A 17,411-nucleotide genomic window follows, 5' to 3' on the forward strand; every position below is an offset into this window, starting at 1 on the left:
GGTCAGGCGGTCGGCGGAACGACGCCGAAGTGGCGCCGGGCTGTGGAGACGGCGAGATCCTGGACGGCGAACACCGTGAAGTAGTAGGCCTGCGGGGCGGTGCCGGGCGCGAACCGCACCCGGAACGTGACCTCCTCGGTCCGCCCTCCGTGCAGCCGGCGCCTGGTGGTGGCCGGTTCGACGGTGGTGTCCTCGCGCAGATAGGTCGGTACGAACAGGCCCAGCCGGACCGGGCCCGTGCGGGCCGCGGTGACCGCCGCCCGCACCTCCAGCACCCCGCCCTGCCCGACCTCGTCGGCGGCGTACGCGAGCACGGCCGGGGCGTCCGGGATCCGGAAGGTGACATCGCCGCACCGCATACAGACCGCGCACGTGGTGTCCAGGACGTGTGGGAGCAGGCCGCGCCGGGTGAACTCCTGCGCGGGCCGCCCGCAGTGGCAGCCGACCTCCCTGACCCGCGGGTCCAGGGAGCTGCGGTCGCCGAAGTGCGCCGGGTAGTTCATCAGCGCGGTCTCGGGGTCGGCCGCGATCTGCTCGGTGATGACATGGTCGAGGGACTGGAGGTCCGCCGTGAGCGAGGCATGGATCTGCTCGGGTGACTGGTCGGCGAGATGGGTGGGCCTGGCCACCCACAGATCGACCTTCCGGGCCAGTCTGGTCAGCCGGGGCCGCAGCGGGTGGTTGTGCGGCAGCAGGTCCGAGGCGAGATAGGCGGTGAGCCGGCTGCCCACGGTCAGCAGCAGCGGGTCGGGGCGGTGGTCCGTCGGCGCGGGCGGCGCGGGGGTGTCCTCCGGTGCCCCCGGCAGCCCGAAGCGCATGAACGCCGGGTAGGGATGCGAGCCCGCCAGGCTGGCGTTGAGGGTGTCGACCGAGTCCGCGCCGATGAGGGCGCCGTGCATCCAGGCGACGTTCTCCGGCCGGTCGGAGTCGTGCACCGACACGGCCGAGACAACCGTACGGGCGGGGCCGTCGAGCGCGTTCAGCAGCAGCTGGTACTTCGGGTCGTACAGGGCGAGGTCCGCGAGCGGGCCACTGTTGCAGGCGCTGAGCACCAGCTCCACGGCCTCCACCCGGTTGAGGGGGACCAGCTTGTCCTCCGGCTTGTAGCACGGCAGCCCGTACGCGCAGCGCGGGCCGAGCAGCCCGGGTACGGCCGGGGCCGAGGTGTTGAGACCGCAGATGGTGAACTCGCCGAGGTTGACACTGTCGTCCTTGCCGTGCCCCTGGAACCCCACCCGCAGCCACCGGGTGCCGAGGATCTCCGCCTGGATGTCGGCGCGCTCGAAGTCCCGGTCGTCGAAGACCTGGACGCCGGGCAGCCGGGGCGGCCGGTCGGTGTCGGTGAACAGGCCCAGCGCGTCGACGTCGAGAGCCGGGTGCGCGTACTGCTTGGCGACATTCCAGCAGACCGAGGCGCCGTCCCGCCCGCTCAGCAGCGTCAGCCCGTGCCGCGGACCGCGATAGGTCGCCAGCAGCAGAGCGCGTACGGGGTCCAGGGTGACCCGGTCGTAGCAGCCGACGACCAGCACCGCACCGCCGTGCCGGGCCCGCAGCGCGGCGACATCCGCCAGTTCCTCCTCGCCCACCCATGTCCGCGCGAACGGACGGGCCAGCTCCGCGAGCCCTTCGGGCAGCCGCGCCGCGCCGAGGACGACACCGACGTCCAGGGGGTGCGGCCGACGCAGACCGCCGTAGAGCCGCCCGGCGAGTTCGACGCTCTCCGTCAGATCGGGGCGGTCCTCGGTCGGGACCGGCACCGGCAGGAGCAGGGGGGAGTCCAGAAACTCCCGGACGGCCCCGGCCAGCTCCTGGCGGGTGACGGGACGGAACAGGGGGGCCGGCCCGGACGGCCGGTCGGCTCGCTGCTCGGTGAGCGCGGCGTTCATGGTGGACCACCTGGTGTTGCCCGCGCCGGGGGCGCGGGGGAGAGGGGGGAGTTGGGAGGGGGAGTGGGATGAGGCGGGGGAGCGGCTCGCGCCGGGTAGGGGTGACGGGGCCGGAGAGGGCGGGAGGTCCGGGGGAGGGGAGGGCCTCGGGTGGTGGGTACGCCCGTCGAGCCACGCACGCCAGTCATCCCACCTGCGCCCGCCGTCATACCGCGCACCTCACCGTCGGTGCCGCTCGCCGGGTCAGCAACCCCCGGAAGGCGTAGGCCAGCACGGCGGCGGCCAGCGCGGTTCCGGTCGCCACCGCGAACACCGTCCGGGGTCCGAAGGGGTCCATCAGCAGCCCGCCCGCCTGCTGCCCCACCGCGTCGCCCAGGACGGTGGCCAGCGACGCCCAGGTGAACGCCTCCGCCATGGACCGACCATCGGCGATGCCGCTCACCAGACTCATCTCGGTGGCGGAGACCAGGGCGATGGGTGCGCTGCCCACCGCGAGCGCCACGGCCAGGCCCACCTCGGAGCCCGCGAGCAGCGTCAGCCCGGTGCCGACGGCGTAGGCCAGCAGCAGCCGGGGCAGCCGCGTCTGCGGGGCCACCTCGGACTGGGACCGGCCGAGCCAGACGGCGCCCAGCGCGCTGCCGACACCCCAGCAGGCGTACACCACACCCGCGCCGCCCGGGGCTCCGTGTTGGTCGGTGAACGCCGGGATCGCCAGGGTCAGCAGACCGATGGGCACGGCGGAGACAGCCATGATGGCAGACAGCGCCAGCAGGGCGGGTTCCCGCAGCGGGCCCAGCGGGTGACGCGGGCCTTTCGAAGCCGTCGCCGCCGCTTCGGTGCCCTCCGGCAGCCGGGTGTACGCGAGCCCCAGCGTGCCCAGACCGCCCAGCGTCGCGATCACGGTCAGCGCCAGGCCCGCCGAACCGGCCAGCATCAGCGCCGCCAGCATCAGCGGCGCGCCGATCACCAGGACCTCGGTGAGCAGCGCCTCCCAGAGGTAGGCCGTCTCGCGTTCCTCCTCGCGCAGCGGCAGCCGCGCCCACAGCGAGCGCATGCAGGCGTTGGCGGGCGGCAGCACCACCCCGGCGGCGAACGCCGTCACCGGCTGCGCCCAGCCGCCCGGGTGGGTCGCCCACACCAGGACGCCGAGTGCCGCCGGGTAGGCGAGGGCGGTCACCGTCAGCACCGCCGGACGACCGCGGCGGTCGAGGCGGCGGGCGATCAGCGGGCTGCCCAGCGCCATCCCGAGCGTGTACAGCGCGGCGACCAGCCCGGCCTGGGCGTAACTGCCGCCCTGTTCGCGGACGGTCAGGACGAGGGCCAGTGACATCAGATAGACCGGCAGCCTGGAGACCACGCTCCACCAGGCCGCCCCGGCCACCCGGGGACGCGTGAGCAGGTCGAGGAAGCGACGGGGCAGGCCGCTGGTCACGTGTCGGTCTCCGTTCGACGGCCGCGCGGGGCGGCCGGGTCGGATGCCGGGCCGCTGTTCGGGCGCGGACGGCATGGGCGGCGATCAGGCGCGGGTGGTGGGGGTGGTGGTCAGGTGGAGGCGGTCCGGTCGGTGGTCAGGTGGGGGCGGTGCGGGCGGTGGTCAGTTGCGGGTGGTGCGGTCGGTGGTCAGTTGGAGGCCGTGCGGGGTTGGAGGCCGTGCGGGGTCGGCGTTCGAGTGGGGACGGCACGGTCGACGGTCACGTAGGCACCCTGTGACCCTCCTGCGCCACCACCTCGATCGTGAAACGGGCGAGCACCTCCCGCATCCGGCTCTCCACCTCCGCGATCGACGCCCCGACGACATGGGCGTACCCGGAGGCGCTGTGCGAGGCACGGCGGGCCGTCACCGTGTCACCGGCGCGGACCTTGAGCACCGCGTCGATGACTCCGGGCATCGCCAGCAGGTCGTCCCGGGAGGTGATCCGCCGGACCAGCCCGGTGCCGGGCAGCGGAAGCAGCAGGTCACCGGCGCAGCGGCGCAGGCGGTAGCCGAGGTCGGGGCGGTGGCCGAGATAGACCGCCAGGGTGGCGCCGAACACGTCGAAGCCGTACGCGTGGCCGTGGTTGGCGGGGATCTCGCAGCCCGCGAGGCGTACGCCGATCTCACCGGCGTACACCTCGCCGTCGATCAGGAAGAACTCCATATGGGTGTAGCCGTGGTCGATGCCGAGCCCGGTGACGACGCGTTGGACGAGGGCCCGCAGGTCGACGGGTGGGCCCTCGCCGGTGCCGACGCTGATGTTGGCGTTCATCGCGCCGTCGACGATGTCCAGCGGACGGCAGGGCATGGCGCTGGGCCAGGCGTCGAGGACCTCGCCGCCCAGGACGATCGCGCAGACCTCCCACTCGGTGCCGCCGAGGTACGCCTCCACCATCCAGTCGCGGGCCGCGAGGTCGATCCCCGCGAGGTCGCCCGGCCCGTCGAGGCGGTAGGTGTCCACGCAGGCGAACGAGTCCACCGGCTTGAGCACCACCGGCCAGCCGTGCCGGCCGGCGAACCGCTCGATCTCCGCGCCCGAGCGCACCCGCCCGAACTCCGCCGTACGCAGGCCCAGTTCGCGGAAGCGGGTCTTCATGGCGGCCTTGTCCCGGACCAGGGTCACCTGCCGCTCGGTCAGGTGCGGCAGCCCGGCCAGCTCCGCGAACCGCTGGGCCGTGGCCTGCAGGGGTTCCGAGGGGTTGCAGAACCTGGTCGGCGCGACCGGCAGCCCGGCCGCCCAGTCCCGGTATCGCCGGGCCTCCTCGGCCACCGAGGCGCCCTCGCGCACCTGGAAGGCGGGCAGGTGGGCGGTCTCCCGCAGATGGTCCTCCGGTAGTTCGGGGCGGGTGGCGGCGAACCGCAGCAGGACCAGCCGCCCGGCCAGTTCCCGGGCCGCGTAGCGGGTGAAGGACGACGGCCGGTCATCCACCATCAACAGCACCTCGGCGCCGCTCACACCCCCTCCAGCACCTGACGGACGGCCTGGGCGGCGAGGGCCTGGTCCTTCTCCGGGAGTTCCGGGGAGAGCGGTACGCACAGGGTGCGTTCCAGCAGGTCCCGGGTCCGGGCGAAGCCGTCGCGGCTGAGGGCGAGGGGTCCCTCGGGGGCGTGGTTCCAGGGAAAGCCGTCGCGGTAGAGCGAACGGCGGCCGGTGAGCACCGGGTGCTCGGGCAGCAGATACTTCCCGAGCGTCCAGTTGGCGATCCCGGCCCCGGTGAGCGCGGTTACCGCGGCATCGCGCAGTTCCCTGCTCTCGCACCGGAACCGCAGGCTGACCTTCACATCACCGGCGGTCCGGGGCAGGACCGTGAGGTCGGTCCGGGCGGGCAGTTCGGCCATGGCGATGGCGTACATCCGCTCCAGCCCGGCGAGCAGTTCGTCGAGATGGCGGAACTGCTGGCACTGGACGGCGGCGACCTGCTCGCTGGTGACGAAGTTCTCCCCGAAGTGGGCGTCGTCGTGCCAGGTCGGGTAGTGGCCGGGCACCCGCGCCGAGCCGTGGTCGTGGTAGCGGCGCATGGTCGCCCAGGCGTCCTCGGCGCCGGTGACGATCAGGCCGCCCTCGCCCGAGGTGAGAACCTTGTTGTGGTGGAAGCTGAACGTCCCGGCGTAGCCCGCCGTCCCGGCGTACCGGCCGTCGGGGAAGCGCGCGCCGAGGGACTGGGCGCAGTCCTCGACCAGGTAGGGCACATCCACCGGCAGCGGGGCCACGGTGCCCTCCATATGGGCCGTGATCACCCGTTGCGCGCCCGGCGGCAGCAGCGACGGGTCCATGGAGAGCGAGTCGTCGGCGTCCACCAGCACCGGGATCAGACCGCACGACAGCACCGCCCCGGCCACCGCGACGAAGGTCACCGCCGGGATGTGCACCAGGTCGCCGATGGCCGGGCGGGTGGAGATCAACGCCAGCCGGAGCGCCTCCGTGCCGTTGTGCACGGCCAGCGCATGGCCCGCGCCGAGCCGTTCGGCCACGGTCCGCTCCAGACGGGACGCCATGCTCTCGGTCTCGGTCTGGTACCGGAACAGGACCTGCTGCTCGATCACCTTCCGCAGCTCCGACATGTCGGACCAGTCGAGGTAGTTCGCTCCGTAGGGCAGGAAGCGCTGCCCGAGCCGCTTGTCGAGGGTGCTCATGGTGTGTCCGGCTCGGTGATCGGCTGCGCGTCACCGCCGACGACCATTTCCTCGCCCCGGTAGTTGCGGAGCAGCAGGCCCTCGGGAGTGCGGGTGTAGGCGGGCTGCGCGATCGGGATCTTGCCGATCCTGGTGGTCAGGACGTACTGGGGGACGCCGAAGCCGGTGATATGGCCCTGGAGGCCGTCCATGATCTCCCAGCCCTTCTCGACCGTCGTCATGAAGTGCGAGACGCCGGTGACGTTGTCGCAGTGGTAGAGGTAGTAGGGCCGGACCCGGATCCGCAGCAGTTCGGTCATCAGGGTGCGCATCGTGGGGACGTCGTCGTTGATCCCGCGCAGCAGCACCGTCTGGTTCCCGACCGGGACGCCGTGGCGCAGCAGCCGGTCCACCGCCGCCGCGGCCTCCGGCGTGATCTCCTTGGGATGGTTGAAGTGGGTGTTCAGCCAGACCGGGTGGTAGCGGGCGAGCATCGCGCAGAGATCCTCGGTGATGCGCTGCGGCAGCAGCACGGGGAACCGGCTGCCGATCCGGATGATCTCCACGCTGGGGATCGCCCGCAGCCCGGCGATGATCTCCTCCAGCTTGCCGTCCTGGTAGGACAGCGGGTCACCGCCGGTCAGCAGGACGTCCCGGATCTCGGGGTGGTCGGCGATGTAGCGCAGATCCTCGTCGAAGGAGCCGCCCTCGTCGTCCCGGAAGTAGGTGCCGTCGACGTCGGTCGTGTGGAACTTGCGGGTGCAGTGGCGGCAGTAGACCGGGCACGCCTCGGTGATCAGCATGATCACCCGATCCGGGTACTTGTGCACGACCCGGTTGGTCTTGCGGTAGTAGGTGTCCCCGACCGGGTCGACCTCGGCCCCGGGGAACTCCGCCAGTTCGCCGAGCGCCGGCACCGCCTGCTGGCGCACCGGGCAGCCGGGGTCGTCCCGGTCCATCAGGGAGGCGTAGTACGGGGTGACGCTCCAGCGGTACTTGCCCGCCACCCCGGCGATGGCCTGCTCCTCGTCGGCGCTGAGGTTGATCCACTGCCGGGCCTTCTCGACGTTGGTGATGCGTCGGCGCATGTGCCAGCGCCAGTCGTCCCAGTCGGTGGCCGGGACCCTGGGGCGGATCAGTTCGGGTTGGGGGGCGGGTAGGGGTTCGCGGAGGGTGTCGGACATGGCGGCTCCTGCACGACGCGGACGCCGTGGGTGGGGTGGCCGGGACCGGCGGGGCCGGAGCGGCGGGCTGACGAGGCGGCGTGAACGGGGGGCGCCACGGGCCGGCGGCGTACGGGGCTCACAGGGGTGCGAGCGCGAGTTGGCGGAGGGTGCGGGCGACCCGCTGCGCACCGCGCAGATCGTCCAGGGCCGGATCGAGCAACTGCCACGGCCCGGCCGGGGCCGGAGGCGACCATAGGCCCGGATCGTCGGGATCGTCGGCCGAGGGCAACGGCACCACCTCGCCGACCTGTCCGGCGAGGGCCCGCTGAGCCGACCCCAGCGGCGGCAGCAGGGCCAGCGGTGACCGTCGGGCCTGCGCGAGAGCGAGCGCCCCGAGCACCGGCGAGGCGAGGAACACGGCGGCGTCGGCATGGAGCGCGTCCGGGTCGGCCTCGGCGGCCCGCAGCACCCGCACCCCGGGCTGCCCGGCCAGCGCGGACCGTACGAGGGCGAGGCCGGTGTCGGCGACCACCGTGCAGGTCCCGGTGCGCCGCAGCGCGGCGGCGGCCAGTTCCCGCAGCGTCCCGGAGGTGAAGGGCCCCGCCTCGGCTTCCGGGACGCCCCACAGGGACAGCAGCACCAGGGTGCCCGACCGGGTGGGGCTCCGGCCGGTGCGCCGGGGCGCGAGGACTCCGGTCACCCGTGCGCCCCGGGCCGGTGGCCCAGGCAGCGGCAGCCACCCCGGCCGGTGCACCCGTACGAGCGCCCGCCCCGGTGGCGCTTCCTCGGCGGGCCCCGACCGGAGGTGCACCACCGGCACGCCCTGGGTCAGGAGCCGCTCGGTGGCGGCCGGGTCGTCGCAGACCAGTGCCGCGACCGGTGGAGGTCCGGGCTCGGACCAGTCGGTCGGGCGGAGGTCACCGAGGTGGGCGGCCACCCGGTGGAGGGCGAGGATCGAGTCCAACTGCTCCTCGCGGGCGCTCAGCAGCACCCGCGGGCCGGGTGCCGCACCATCGGGCGCGGCCGGGACCGCCCCGGCCCGGTTCAGTAGTGCCATGCCCCCACCGCCCCGAGCCGGGCCACGTCGTCGCTGTATCCGGCGGCGGTGGTGGAGCATCCGTTGCACACCTCGGGCCCGCGCTCACGGAAGTAGTCGGCGTGCGCCCGGAACACCGGGGTGTCCAGCCGGATCACGCCCTGCTCCCGGAAGGGCGCGCCACCGGGCCCGTCGTCGCCCTCCCGGTGGGGGATGCAGCTGCACGCGTACATCCGCCCGTACTTGCCGTCCACGTAGATGACGTCGTCGGCGACATGGCACAGCGGTGCGGCGGCGCGCGGGGTGACGGATCCGGTGAAGTAGCGCTCCTGTTCCTGCGGGGTGTCCCCGTAGAAGCGCTTGCCCAGGGGGACCAGCAGGGCGGCCGGGTCGGCGTCGTAGATCGGATCGCAGACGCCGCGGACATGGTCGGCGTCGGGGTAGGTGATCGTGCGGTCGAGCTTGAGCGCGGACAGCTCCCACTGCCGTACCCCGGCCCTCGTCAGGACCTCCTGGAGGCGTGGCATCTCGGTGTAATTGTGCGGCCCCACCACGGTGTTGACCCTCGGCAGGACACCGAGCGCGGCGGCCTCCCGCAGACCGCGCAGCCCGCTGTCGAACATCCCGGGGGAGCGCCGGTAGACATCGTGGGTGGCGCCCGAGGCGCCGTCCAGACTGACGATCACCTGGGCCAGGCCCGCGGCGGCCAGGGGGGCCGCCATCCGCGGCAGCATCGAGCCGTTGGTGATGAGGGACATCTTCATCCCGCCGTCCGTTCCCGCGCGGACCAGGTCCAGCACGCGGGGGTGCATCAGCGGTTCGCCCCCGGTGAACCGGATGTAGCCCACTCCGGCGTCCCTGGCCTTGGGCACCAGGTCGGCGAAGTCCTCCAGGGAGAAGCGGAACGTGTCGCGGGAGAGGGCGAACTCGCACATGAAACAGTCCGCGTTGCAGGCTTCCAGGATTCTGATGAAGAGATAGCGATCACGTGTACGCATGGGGCGGAGACCTTCCAGGCGGCTCACGGGGCGGGTGGGGCGGTGCGGGGGAAATGGCGCCGGGTGGCTTCCGCGCCGACTGCGACGCGCGGCTCGGGCGGGTCGGGAGCGTGGACGTCCGTGTGAACGGCCGCGTCCAGGACTTCGAGCAGCGCGTCGGCGACCTGGGCCGCGCCACCGGTGCCCACCGCGGCGGTGAGCGCGTCCCACCGGCCGACGGCAGCGGCCCGGCGAAGGGCGTCCAGGATGCCGTCGCGCAGGGTGTGGCCGATGCCCTGCCGGTCGTCGCCCCGCGCGGCGGCCCCGATCGCGCCGTAGATCCGTTCCAGGGCGTGGTCCTCGCCCTGCGAGCGCAGCGCCAGCGCCTCGTCCTCGACCAGCACGTCATGGGGCCAGAGCACCCGCAGCCGGGCCCCGAGCGCCTGACTGTGATACCGGCCGTTGAAGATCTGGCTGAGGTTCTGCGGCGGCAGGCAGACGGTGGGAACGCCCCGTCGGCCCGCTTCGAGCAGGGTGGTCAGACCGGGCGAGGTGAGCAGCACGTCACAGGCGTCCAGGCGTTCCAGGAACGCGCCGTGCGCGAGCGGGCCCGCGGTCGTGCGCGGCGGCGCGACCGACGACGCGATGAGACGGGCCGCCAGGTCGCCCGGCAGGTTGCCGGCGATGTGCGCCTCCTCGACGCCCTGGTCGGCGAGGGCTTCCAGGACGGCCGGGACGACCAGGCTCGGGTAGTGCTCCGGATCGGCGAGCCCCGGCGCCCGCAGACCGCCCAGGCTCACCAGCGCACTGCGGTACGGGCGGCCCGCATCCCGCAGGGCGCCCCGCTCCGGCCGCTTGTCGCCGGGTGGGGCGATGACGGCCTCGACCCAGCGCAGCCCCCGGGCGTCGGCCAGGACGGCCCGGCACTCCGGCGGCAGTTCGACACACTTCTGGGCGCAGTACACCGTCGCGTCCAGCGGCAGCGCGGCCCGGTCGCCCTCGGACCAGAGGAAGGGCAGACTGTCGACGAAGACCGTGGGCACGCCGGTGGCCAGTAGTGCCGTCGCCGCCGCACCGTCCAGGACGACCACGGCGGCCCGCACCCCCTGCGACCGCACCAGGTCCGCGACCGCGCTGCCCGGCCCGGCGGGACCGTCCGGCAGGTCGTACCAGCCCTCCACCGCGTGCTCGGCGAGCAGGGGCCGGCCCAGTCCCGACGCCATTCCGATGAACCGCAGCGGAAGTGTCGACCGGTCCCGCAGCGCGGAAAGCACCGCGCTCAGTTTCCCCGAGCTTCCCCATCCGAATTCCGCCCCGACGACAGCGACGGTCAGCGGATCTAATCGTGTGTCAGGGGCCATGGGGTGCTGGACAGTGCTGGACGGCATTGGCTGACTCCCGTGATGTCAAGGAGGGGTGGCATGCCTGGAAAGTGAGCGAGCACCCCGTGCGCATCAGCATGCACACAGGTGCCGGATCGCCCCGGGTGAGATCGCCGGGACCTCGCCGAAGTGTCTTGCGAACACAACGCTGGCATGCGCTCGACACGCCACGCAAGGAATCGGTGCGGCATCGAAACCGGCGGGTGAATAGCCCGATCAGCCGACAGAAGTATCAGCCGGTGAGCGGTAAGGGAAAACTCGTCAAAGGACCGGAAATCCATCAGCGGGCCGCCCGAACGGAATCACCTGCCGAATTCCCGGACGCTAGCATTCACCCCATGGGCTACCTCGAAGCCACCTCCCTCGGGCACGTTCTCCCCGATGGCCGCGAACTCTTTCACGACGTCTCGTTCCGGGTGACATCGGGCCAGACGGTCGCACTCATCGGGGACAACGGCGCGGGCAAGACCACTCTCCTGCGCACCCTCACCGGCGAGATCCCCACGCAGCGGGGATCGTTCCGAAGCCAGGGCACCCTCGCCGTCATGCCGCAGTTCATCGGCGGCCTGCGCGACGACCGCACCGTCCGCGACCTCCTGCTCACCGTCGCTCCCCCCCGCGCTCCGCACCGCCGCTGCCGCCCTCGACACCGCCGAGCTGGCCATGACGGAGGCCGACGACGAGCCCACCCAGGTCCGCTATGCCCAGGCACTGGCCGACTGGGGTGAGGCCGGCGGATACGCCCACGAGGTGCTCTGGGACACGGTGACGGTCGCCGCCCTCGGAGTCCCGTTCCAGGCCGCGCAGTTCCGGAAGGTGACGACCCTGTCCGGCGGCGAGCAGAAGCGCCTCGTCCTGGAGGCCCTGCTCCGGGGACCGGCCGACCTGCTCCTCCTCGACGAACCGGACAACTACCTGGACGTCCCGGGAAAACGCTGGCTGGAGGAGCAGCTCACCCGGGCCCGGCAGGGCGTGCTCCTGATCACCCACGACCGTGAGGTGCTCAGCCGCACGGCCGGCCAGATCGTGACCCTGGAGGGCGGAACGGCCTGGACCCACGGCGGCGGATTCGCCACCTGGGGCGAGGCCCGTGAGGCCCGCCGGCAGCGCGCGGCGGAGCTGCGGCAACGCTGGAGCGAGAAGCACGAGCAGCTCAAGACACTGGTCCGGACCCTGCGCCAGCAGTCCGCCATCAGTGACGAGATGGCCTCCCGGTACCACGCGGCCCAGACGAGACTGGCGAAGTTCGAGGCGGCCGGGCCGCCGCCCGCCCCGCCCCGCCGCCAGCGGGTCGCACCGGACCTGCGCGGCGGCCGGACCGCCATCCGCGCGATCACCTGCCGCAACCTCGAACTCAGCGGTCTGATGCGGCCGTTCGACCTGGAGGTGTTCTTCGGCGACCGGGTGTGCGTGCTCGGATCGAACGGTTCCGGCAAGAGCCACTTCCTGCGCCTGCTGGACGAGGTCTCCACAGGCACCGCCGCGACCGTGGCACACACCGGTGATTGCCAGCTGGGCGCCCGGGTCCGACCTGGGCTGTTCGCCCAGACCCACCGGCACCCGGAATGGGCCGGTCGGACCCCGGCCGACATCCTCGGCGCAGGCGAGGGCGACCGCCCCGGACTGGACCTGCGCAGCGCCATGTCGGCCCTGAGCCACTACGGCCTGGCGGGCGCCGGGCGCCAGAACTTCGAGACCCTGTCGGGCGGCCAGCAGGCACGCTTCCAGATCCTCCTGCTGGAACTCGCCGGTGCCACACTGCTGTTGCTGGACGAACCGACCGACAACCTCGACCTGATCTCGGCGGAGGCATTGGAGCAGGCCCTGACCGCCTTCACCGGAACCGTGGTGGCGGTGACCCATGACCGCTGGTTCGCCCGGGTGTTCAGCCGGTTCCTGGTCTTCCGGGAGGACGGCCGGGTGATGGAGTCGGCTGGGCCGGTGTGGGAAGAGGGCCGGGTCGGGCGGGTGCGTGCCTGACCGGGGCCCAACCTGCCGCGCCGACCCACCCGAAGAGCCCGGAAAAGCCTCATTGGCGAGGGAATCACCGTCGTCGGCTGGCCCGTGGTGCTCGTTGCCCATGCCGATCCAGCGCTGCCGCACTTCACCACACGCTCACTGAGTCATCTGCTCAAAAACCTTCACTTCCCGTCGGCTCCTCCCCATACTTGGCTCTACTCACGGGGGGATACATGGACAGCGCAGAGTTAGCGTCAGCGGCAGTACCACTCGTCGTGGCCGCGATCACCGGGGCGGGTACCGCGATGGGAACGGGAGCCGTTCAGGTGGTATCGGGCCTGGTACGGGAGCGTCTGGGAGGCTCGGAGCAGGGCCAGGTGGCTCTTGCGGGGGTGGATCAAGCCCCCGACGACTCGACGGCGGCCGACCGGCTCCGCACCGCCTTGCAGGCCGCTCTCGACGCGGACCCGACGTTCGCACAGCGACTGATCGCCCTGCTGGGAGCACCACCCGCGCCCCTCATGCCCCCGCCACCTCCCGGAAGCGTGGTCATCGGGGACAGCAACAGGCTGCGCGGGAGCAACATCTCCCTCGGCCCGCTCACCATCTCCACCACGCGTGGCGGCGCGGGCGCCCTGACGGTCCTGGCGGCTCTTCTGCTGGGGATCGTGGTGCTCGCCGTGTACGGCGGCGTGCAGGTCATCGGCCTGAACGACTCGCCCGGTCAGGGGAGCGGCACGACATCGGAGCAGGGCGTCAGCGGTGCCGGGGGTACGGGCGGCGCGGGGAACGGGTTGACCGACGAGGGGGTCCGCCCGGTTCTGGAAGACGGCGCTGTGGTGGAGTCGGTGCTTCCCGGGCTGGACGCGGTGCCCGGTGGCTGGACCCTGGAGGCCGACGCCGAGGTCGTCGAGGAGTGCAGGACCGAGGTGTTGTTCTGCGGCACTGTCTCCTACCAGGACCCGTCGACGAACAACGTCGCCACCTTCGAGATGTACTCGTTCTCGAACGTCGGTGCGGCCGAAGCCGCCTACCGGGAAGTGGAAGAGGGCGCGCCGCCCTCCATGGCGCTGCCGTCCTTCGGGGACGAGAGTCACGCCGTGAGCAGCAGTGACGGAAGCTCGTCCAAGACGGTGATGTCCATGGTGAGGACGGGGAGCGTCATGGCCGCCGTCACCTATGAGATCGAGGCAGTGGATTGGACAGAGGCGTACGGCGGTGACCATCTGGAGATCCTGACGGGCATGTTCGCGGAACGAGTGCAGCAGGCGTTGCAGGGGCAGTCCCCCACGGCCCGCGCAGTTCTGTGAGCTGGTGCGGCGCCCGATGCCGATGGTGAGAGTCACTGGCGCGACTCGGCCCGAGTAACGAACGGCGTGCAGCGATCATGCCTGGCCGCACATGCCGATCGCCCGCTACCCCTTTCGGCCGGGTCTCGGCCGACCCGGTGAAAGACCCGGTGTCATGACCGGCTGAAGCCTGCTGGCGTACCCCAGGCCCAGCAGTACACAGACGTCGGTCAGCACGGGGACGTCGTACAGCAGTGGGCGCGGCCCGGACTGGTCCGGCATGGAGTCGAAGCCGCCGTCGGGGCGCTGGTGTGCGGTGAGGTAGTCGACGCAGGCGCGCAGCGGGGCGGCTGCTCGGGCGGAGTCCGCCGGTCCGGCGGCGGCGAGGGCGACGGTCGCGTAGGCGGTGGAGACCGGGTCGGCGGGGCCGTGGGAGGTATGGCCCCACAGGCCGTCCGGGCCGCGGGCGCCGAGCAACTGGTCCAATGCCCGGGTGCGCACTGTCGCCGTCCGGGGCGAGGGACCCATGGTCCGGCAGGCCAGGACCGTGCGGAAGAGGACGTTGCCGATGCTGCGGCTCCAACTGCGTTCCGGCTGCCGTCCCGAGAGAATCGCGTCGGCGAGGAAGACGAATCCCTCCTCCGCCAGGCGCCGGTGACGGATGCCGGGGGCGAGTGCGTTGACGGCGCCCGCGGTCATGGCCACTTCAGAGGCCGTGCCCCGGGCGAAGGTGGGGAATCCACCGTCCTCGTTGCGCAGCGCCGCCAGCCGGTCCTCGGCCGCGTGGATGTGTTCGGCGTACCGCGACGGGCCGGTGGCCCGTAGGAACTCCAGGCAGTACGCGGTGTCGTCGGTGTCGCTCTGCCGCACGTCCCGGGTGAAGCCGAAGCCGCCGTCGGGGAGTTGCCGGGCCGCCAGTGCGTCGGCCATGCGTGCCAGGGGCACCCCCGGCGCGGGCCCGCACGCGGTCAGGGCGAGCCCGGCCAGGGCGGTGGTGAAGATGTCCATGCCGGTGATGAAGGGAAGCCCGCCATCGGGCCGCAGGTCCTGGGCCGTACGGGCCACGGCCTCGATCACCGCCGGGCGCCGCCCGGGGTCCCGGCCCAGGGCGAGCAGACCGAGCAGCCGGGCCAGATAGTTGGCCTCCCAGATCCGGTCCGGCCACAGAGCGGGTGCCAGCGCCCGCCAGTCGTCCTCCCTCAGTTCGCTCACCCGGCCCGTCCCATACGCCGCCAGCACCTTCAGCGCGGTCATCTCCAGGGCCAGCCAGCTCTGCCGGCCCCGCCCGTCGTACGCGTGGAGCGGGACGCGCGGCCAGCGGGCGGCCCCCAGCTCCGCGAGCAGGGTGGTGAACATCAGCTGTTTGCGGCCCGCGGTGAAGTGGGCGAAGTCGCTCAGCGCGGCAGCCGTTCCCGCCTCCCCGGTGGCCCGCTCACCGAGCGCGGCGCGCGCGACAGCCGCCTGGACGGGGTCCGGGGGAGCAGCGCGCAATGTGCGCCGGAGGTGGTCGGTCAGCCGTGCGCGGGCCGGCAGGCGAGGAGCGAGTTCGGTGCACAGGTGCAGCAGCAGGGCGGATTCCAGCACCCGGGACTCGCACGCAGCGCGGATCAATCCGTCCTCGCCGACGAGCCCGACGACCCGCCGGGCGAGACGATTGCGGCAGGCGTGATGCGCCGGACCCGCAGAGGGGGAGTGGGAGGGACCGGGTCCGGACGTTGTCACGAGTGTCTCCGGATGGGTGACCGGGGGCGTGGGACGTTCCGTGCCGGGCCGGGTGACCTCGCCGGATGATCGCGGAGCCGACTCCCCGCCCGCACTCAACGGCGTTCTCCGGGGGCGGTGCCGACTGCTCTCCGTTCGGCCGGCCTGCCGCGCAGGGCCCGCGAAACCGCGGTTGTGCCGGGACGGCGGAGGACCAGCACCCGGTCGACGCCGTCGGTGACGACGCTGGCGGCCACCCGGTGCCGGAGGCCCTGCGCGGCGGCCTCGCCCCGCGGATCACGAGCGACGCGCTGATCGGCGGCGTCCACGAATCCCCCCCACTCCACGGTCACTCCCTGCACCGCCCTTCTCCCGCCCTGGGTCCGCGGTAGGCGGGACGCTGCGGGCGACTATAAGAAGCGGCCGTGCCCGCTGCGCAACGGGAACTGGCAAACGCTGCCCCTTCCGCCCCGCCCTCCGTCATGTTCAGGTACGACCGGCCGCGCCGGGGTGTGACCGAGCAGCGTTCCGACGCGGCACCCGCGGTCGGCGCCGGTGAGGACGACCGCGCGGGTCTGACGGTCCGGGCGGGCCGGTCTCATGAGCGGGAATGTGGGACATGGCTCTCGACGAGCACACTCGACGGCGGGGCTGCTTGCCCATGGCCGTTCTTCCGACGCCCACCCGGTGACAGGTTCACTCAGGCCCGGTCCGTCGTGTTCGCGCCGCGCGCTTGAGTCCTGGTGTGCAGGGCGAACTGCGCCTCGTCGTACTGCTCCTTGAGCGTGGTGACCAGGTCGGCGACGGTCGTGCTCTGTTTGACGGCGCCGATGCCTTGGCCCGAGCCCCAGACGTCCCTCCATGGCTTCGGCTTCGCGGTGTCGCTCGTGCCGAAGTCCATGGCGGTCGGATCCGACTCGGAGAGGTTGTCCGGGTCGAGCCCGGCGGCGGAGATGCTGCCGCGCAGATAGTTGCCGTGGACGCCGGTGAAGAGGTTGCTGTAGACGATGTCCTTCGCGGTGCTGTCGACGATCATCTGTTTGTACGCGGTCGAGTTGTTCGCCTCCGTGGTGGAGAGGAACGCGGAGCCCACGTACGCGAGGTCCGCGCCCGCGGCCAGCGCGGCCAGGATGGAGCGGCCGTGGGCGATGGCGCCCGACATCAGCAGTGGACCGTCGAACCATTCCCGGATCTCCTGCACCAGGGCGAACGGTGACTGGGTGCCGGCGTGGCCCCCGGCCCCGGCGGCCACCCCGATCACACCGTCGGCACCCTTGTCGATGGCCTTGTGCGCGAACTCGTTGCTGATGACGTCGTGGAGCACGACCCCTCCGTAGGAGTGCACCGCGTCGTTGATCTCCGGCCGCGCGCCGAGCGATGTGATGACGATCGGCACCTGGTGCTTCACGATCACGTCCAGGTCGTGCTCCAGGCGGTCGTTCGAGCGGTGCACGATCTGATTCACCGCGAACGGGGCGACGACGGCCTGCGGATGCGCTGCCGCGTAGGACGCGTTCTCCGCTGTGATGCGGTCGAGCCAGTCGGACAGGAGCGAGGCGGGACGGGCGTTGAGGGCCGGGAACGAGCCGATGACCCCGGCCTGGCACTGGGCCATGACCAGTTCGGGGCCGGAGGCGATGAACAGTGGGGAGCCCACGACGGGAAGCGTGAGGGGCAGCGAGAGAACGGGGGGCAACGGCATGGCGGGTCCTTGAGGGGGGTCGGGGGTCAGCCCTGTGGTGGGTGCGGCTCGCGGCGTCGGCCAGCGGGCTCCGGGTGGGGATGGGCGGAGCGGAGTCACCACGCGCCCTGGCTCGGCTTTCAAGGCGTCACGAGCGGACGTCGTCGTCCCACTCGCCGACTTGCCCGGGATGTGCTGGGAGGCCGAGGCCCGGGACGCGGCGATTCAAAGGCTGCCCGCACAGAGT

The 17,411-nt window shown here is 72.4% G+C and carries 12 protein-coding genes and 1 pseudogene; 2 read left to right on the forward strand and 11 right to left on the reverse strand.

Annotated elements, in window-relative coordinates:
- Positions 1 to 2: 2 nt before the first annotated feature.
- The 8 genes from ABZX40_RS34450 to ABZX40_RS34485 form a co-directional block, all read right to left on the reverse strand.
- On the reverse strand, positions 3 to 1,886 hold the full coding sequence (locus ABZX40_RS34450; RefSeq protein ID WP_355735397.1) for a hypothetical protein: 1,884 nt from the start codon (positions 1,884 to 1,886) through the stop codon (positions 3 to 5).
- Positions 1,887 to 2,091: 205 nt separating this feature from the next.
- Positions 2,092 to 3,318: an MFS transporter gene (locus ABZX40_RS34455; protein WP_355735400.1), complete on the reverse strand. Its 1,227-nt coding sequence runs from the start codon at positions 3,316 to 3,318 to the stop codon at positions 2,092 to 2,094.
- 259 nt (positions 3,319 to 3,577) lie between these two features.
- Entirely contained in the window at positions 3,578 to 4,816 is a 1,239-nt protein-coding gene (locus ABZX40_RS34460) for an ATP-dependent carboxylate-amine ligase (protein WP_355735403.1), read from the reverse strand.
- Positions 4,813 to 5,994, reverse strand: coding sequence for a DegT/DnrJ/EryC1/StrS family aminotransferase (locus ABZX40_RS34465; protein ID WP_355735406.1), 1,182 nt, complete (start codon positions 5,992 to 5,994; stop codon positions 4,813 to 4,815). Before ABZX40_RS34465 ends, ABZX40_RS34460 begins: the two co-directional genes overlap by 4 nt.
- Positions 5,991 to 7,157 (reverse strand): arginine 2,3-aminomutase, encoded by a 1,167-nt coding sequence (gene blsG, locus ABZX40_RS34470; RefSeq protein ID WP_355735408.1) that lies wholly within the window; start codon positions 7,155 to 7,157, stop codon positions 5,991 to 5,993. The genes ABZX40_RS34465 and blsG overlap by 4 nt, the downstream gene beginning before the upstream one ends.
- 118 nt (positions 7,158 to 7,275) lie before the next feature.
- Positions 7,276 to 8,196, reverse strand: a complete 921-nt coding sequence (gene blsF, locus ABZX40_RS34475; RefSeq protein WP_355735410.1) for a CGA synthase-related protein — start codon at positions 8,194 to 8,196, stop codon at positions 7,276 to 7,278.
- Positions 8,184 to 9,173, reverse strand: coding sequence for a cytosylglucuronate decarboxylase (gene blsE, locus ABZX40_RS34480; protein ID WP_355735413.1), 990 nt, complete (start codon positions 9,171 to 9,173; stop codon positions 8,184 to 8,186). Before blsE ends, blsF begins: the two co-directional genes overlap by 13 nt.
- Before the next feature lie 23 nt (positions 9,174 to 9,196).
- Complete coding sequence (locus ABZX40_RS34485; RefSeq protein ID WP_355735416.1) at positions 9,197 to 10,540, reverse strand: hydroxymethylcytosylglucuronate/cytosylglucuronate synthase; 1,344 nt, start codon at positions 10,538 to 10,540, stop codon at positions 9,197 to 9,199.
- A 332-nt stretch (positions 10,541 to 10,872) separates the two neighbouring features.
- On the opposite strand from ABZX40_RS34485, the pseudogene ABZX40_RS34490 reads away from it, so the two are divergent.
- Together ABZX40_RS34490 and ABZX40_RS34495 are read left to right on the forward strand one after the other, a co-directional pair.
- Positions 10,873 to 12,514 (forward strand): annotated as a pseudogene (locus ABZX40_RS34490) (ATP-binding cassette domain-containing protein).
- Positions 12,515 to 12,885: 371 nt separating this feature from the next.
- A complete protein-coding gene (locus tag ABZX40_RS34495) occupies positions 12,886 to 13,803 on the forward strand; it encodes a hypothetical protein (RefSeq protein WP_355735419.1) in 918 nt (305 codons plus the stop codon).
- Between the two features lie 105 nt (positions 13,804 to 13,908).
- On the opposite strand, the gene ABZX40_RS34500 is transcribed toward ABZX40_RS34495, so the two are convergent.
- From ABZX40_RS34500 to ABZX40_RS34510, 3 genes are all read right to left on the reverse strand, one after another.
- Positions 13,909 to 15,504, reverse strand: a complete 1,596-nt coding sequence (locus ABZX40_RS34500; protein ID WP_355735422.1) for a prenyltransferase/squalene oxidase repeat-containing protein — start codon at positions 15,502 to 15,504, stop codon at positions 13,909 to 13,911.
- Between the two features lie 95 nt (positions 15,505 to 15,599).
- A complete protein-coding gene (locus ABZX40_RS34505; protein WP_355735424.1) occupies positions 15,600 to 15,830 on the reverse strand; it encodes a hypothetical protein in 231 nt (76 codons plus the stop codon).
- Positions 15,831 to 16,183: 353 nt separating this feature from the next.
- Positions 16,184 to 17,185 carry a nitronate monooxygenase family protein gene (locus ABZX40_RS34510; protein WP_355735427.1) on the reverse strand — a complete coding sequence of 334 codons (1,002 nt, stop codon included), beginning with the start codon at positions 17,183 to 17,185 and terminating at the stop codon, positions 16,184 to 16,186.
- Positions 17,186 to 17,411 lie beyond the last annotated feature (226 nt).

Source organism: Streptomyces sp. NPDC004610 (genome assembly GCF_040609715.1).
GTDB lineage: Bacteria > Actinomycetota > Actinomycetes > Streptomycetales > Streptomycetaceae > Streptomyces.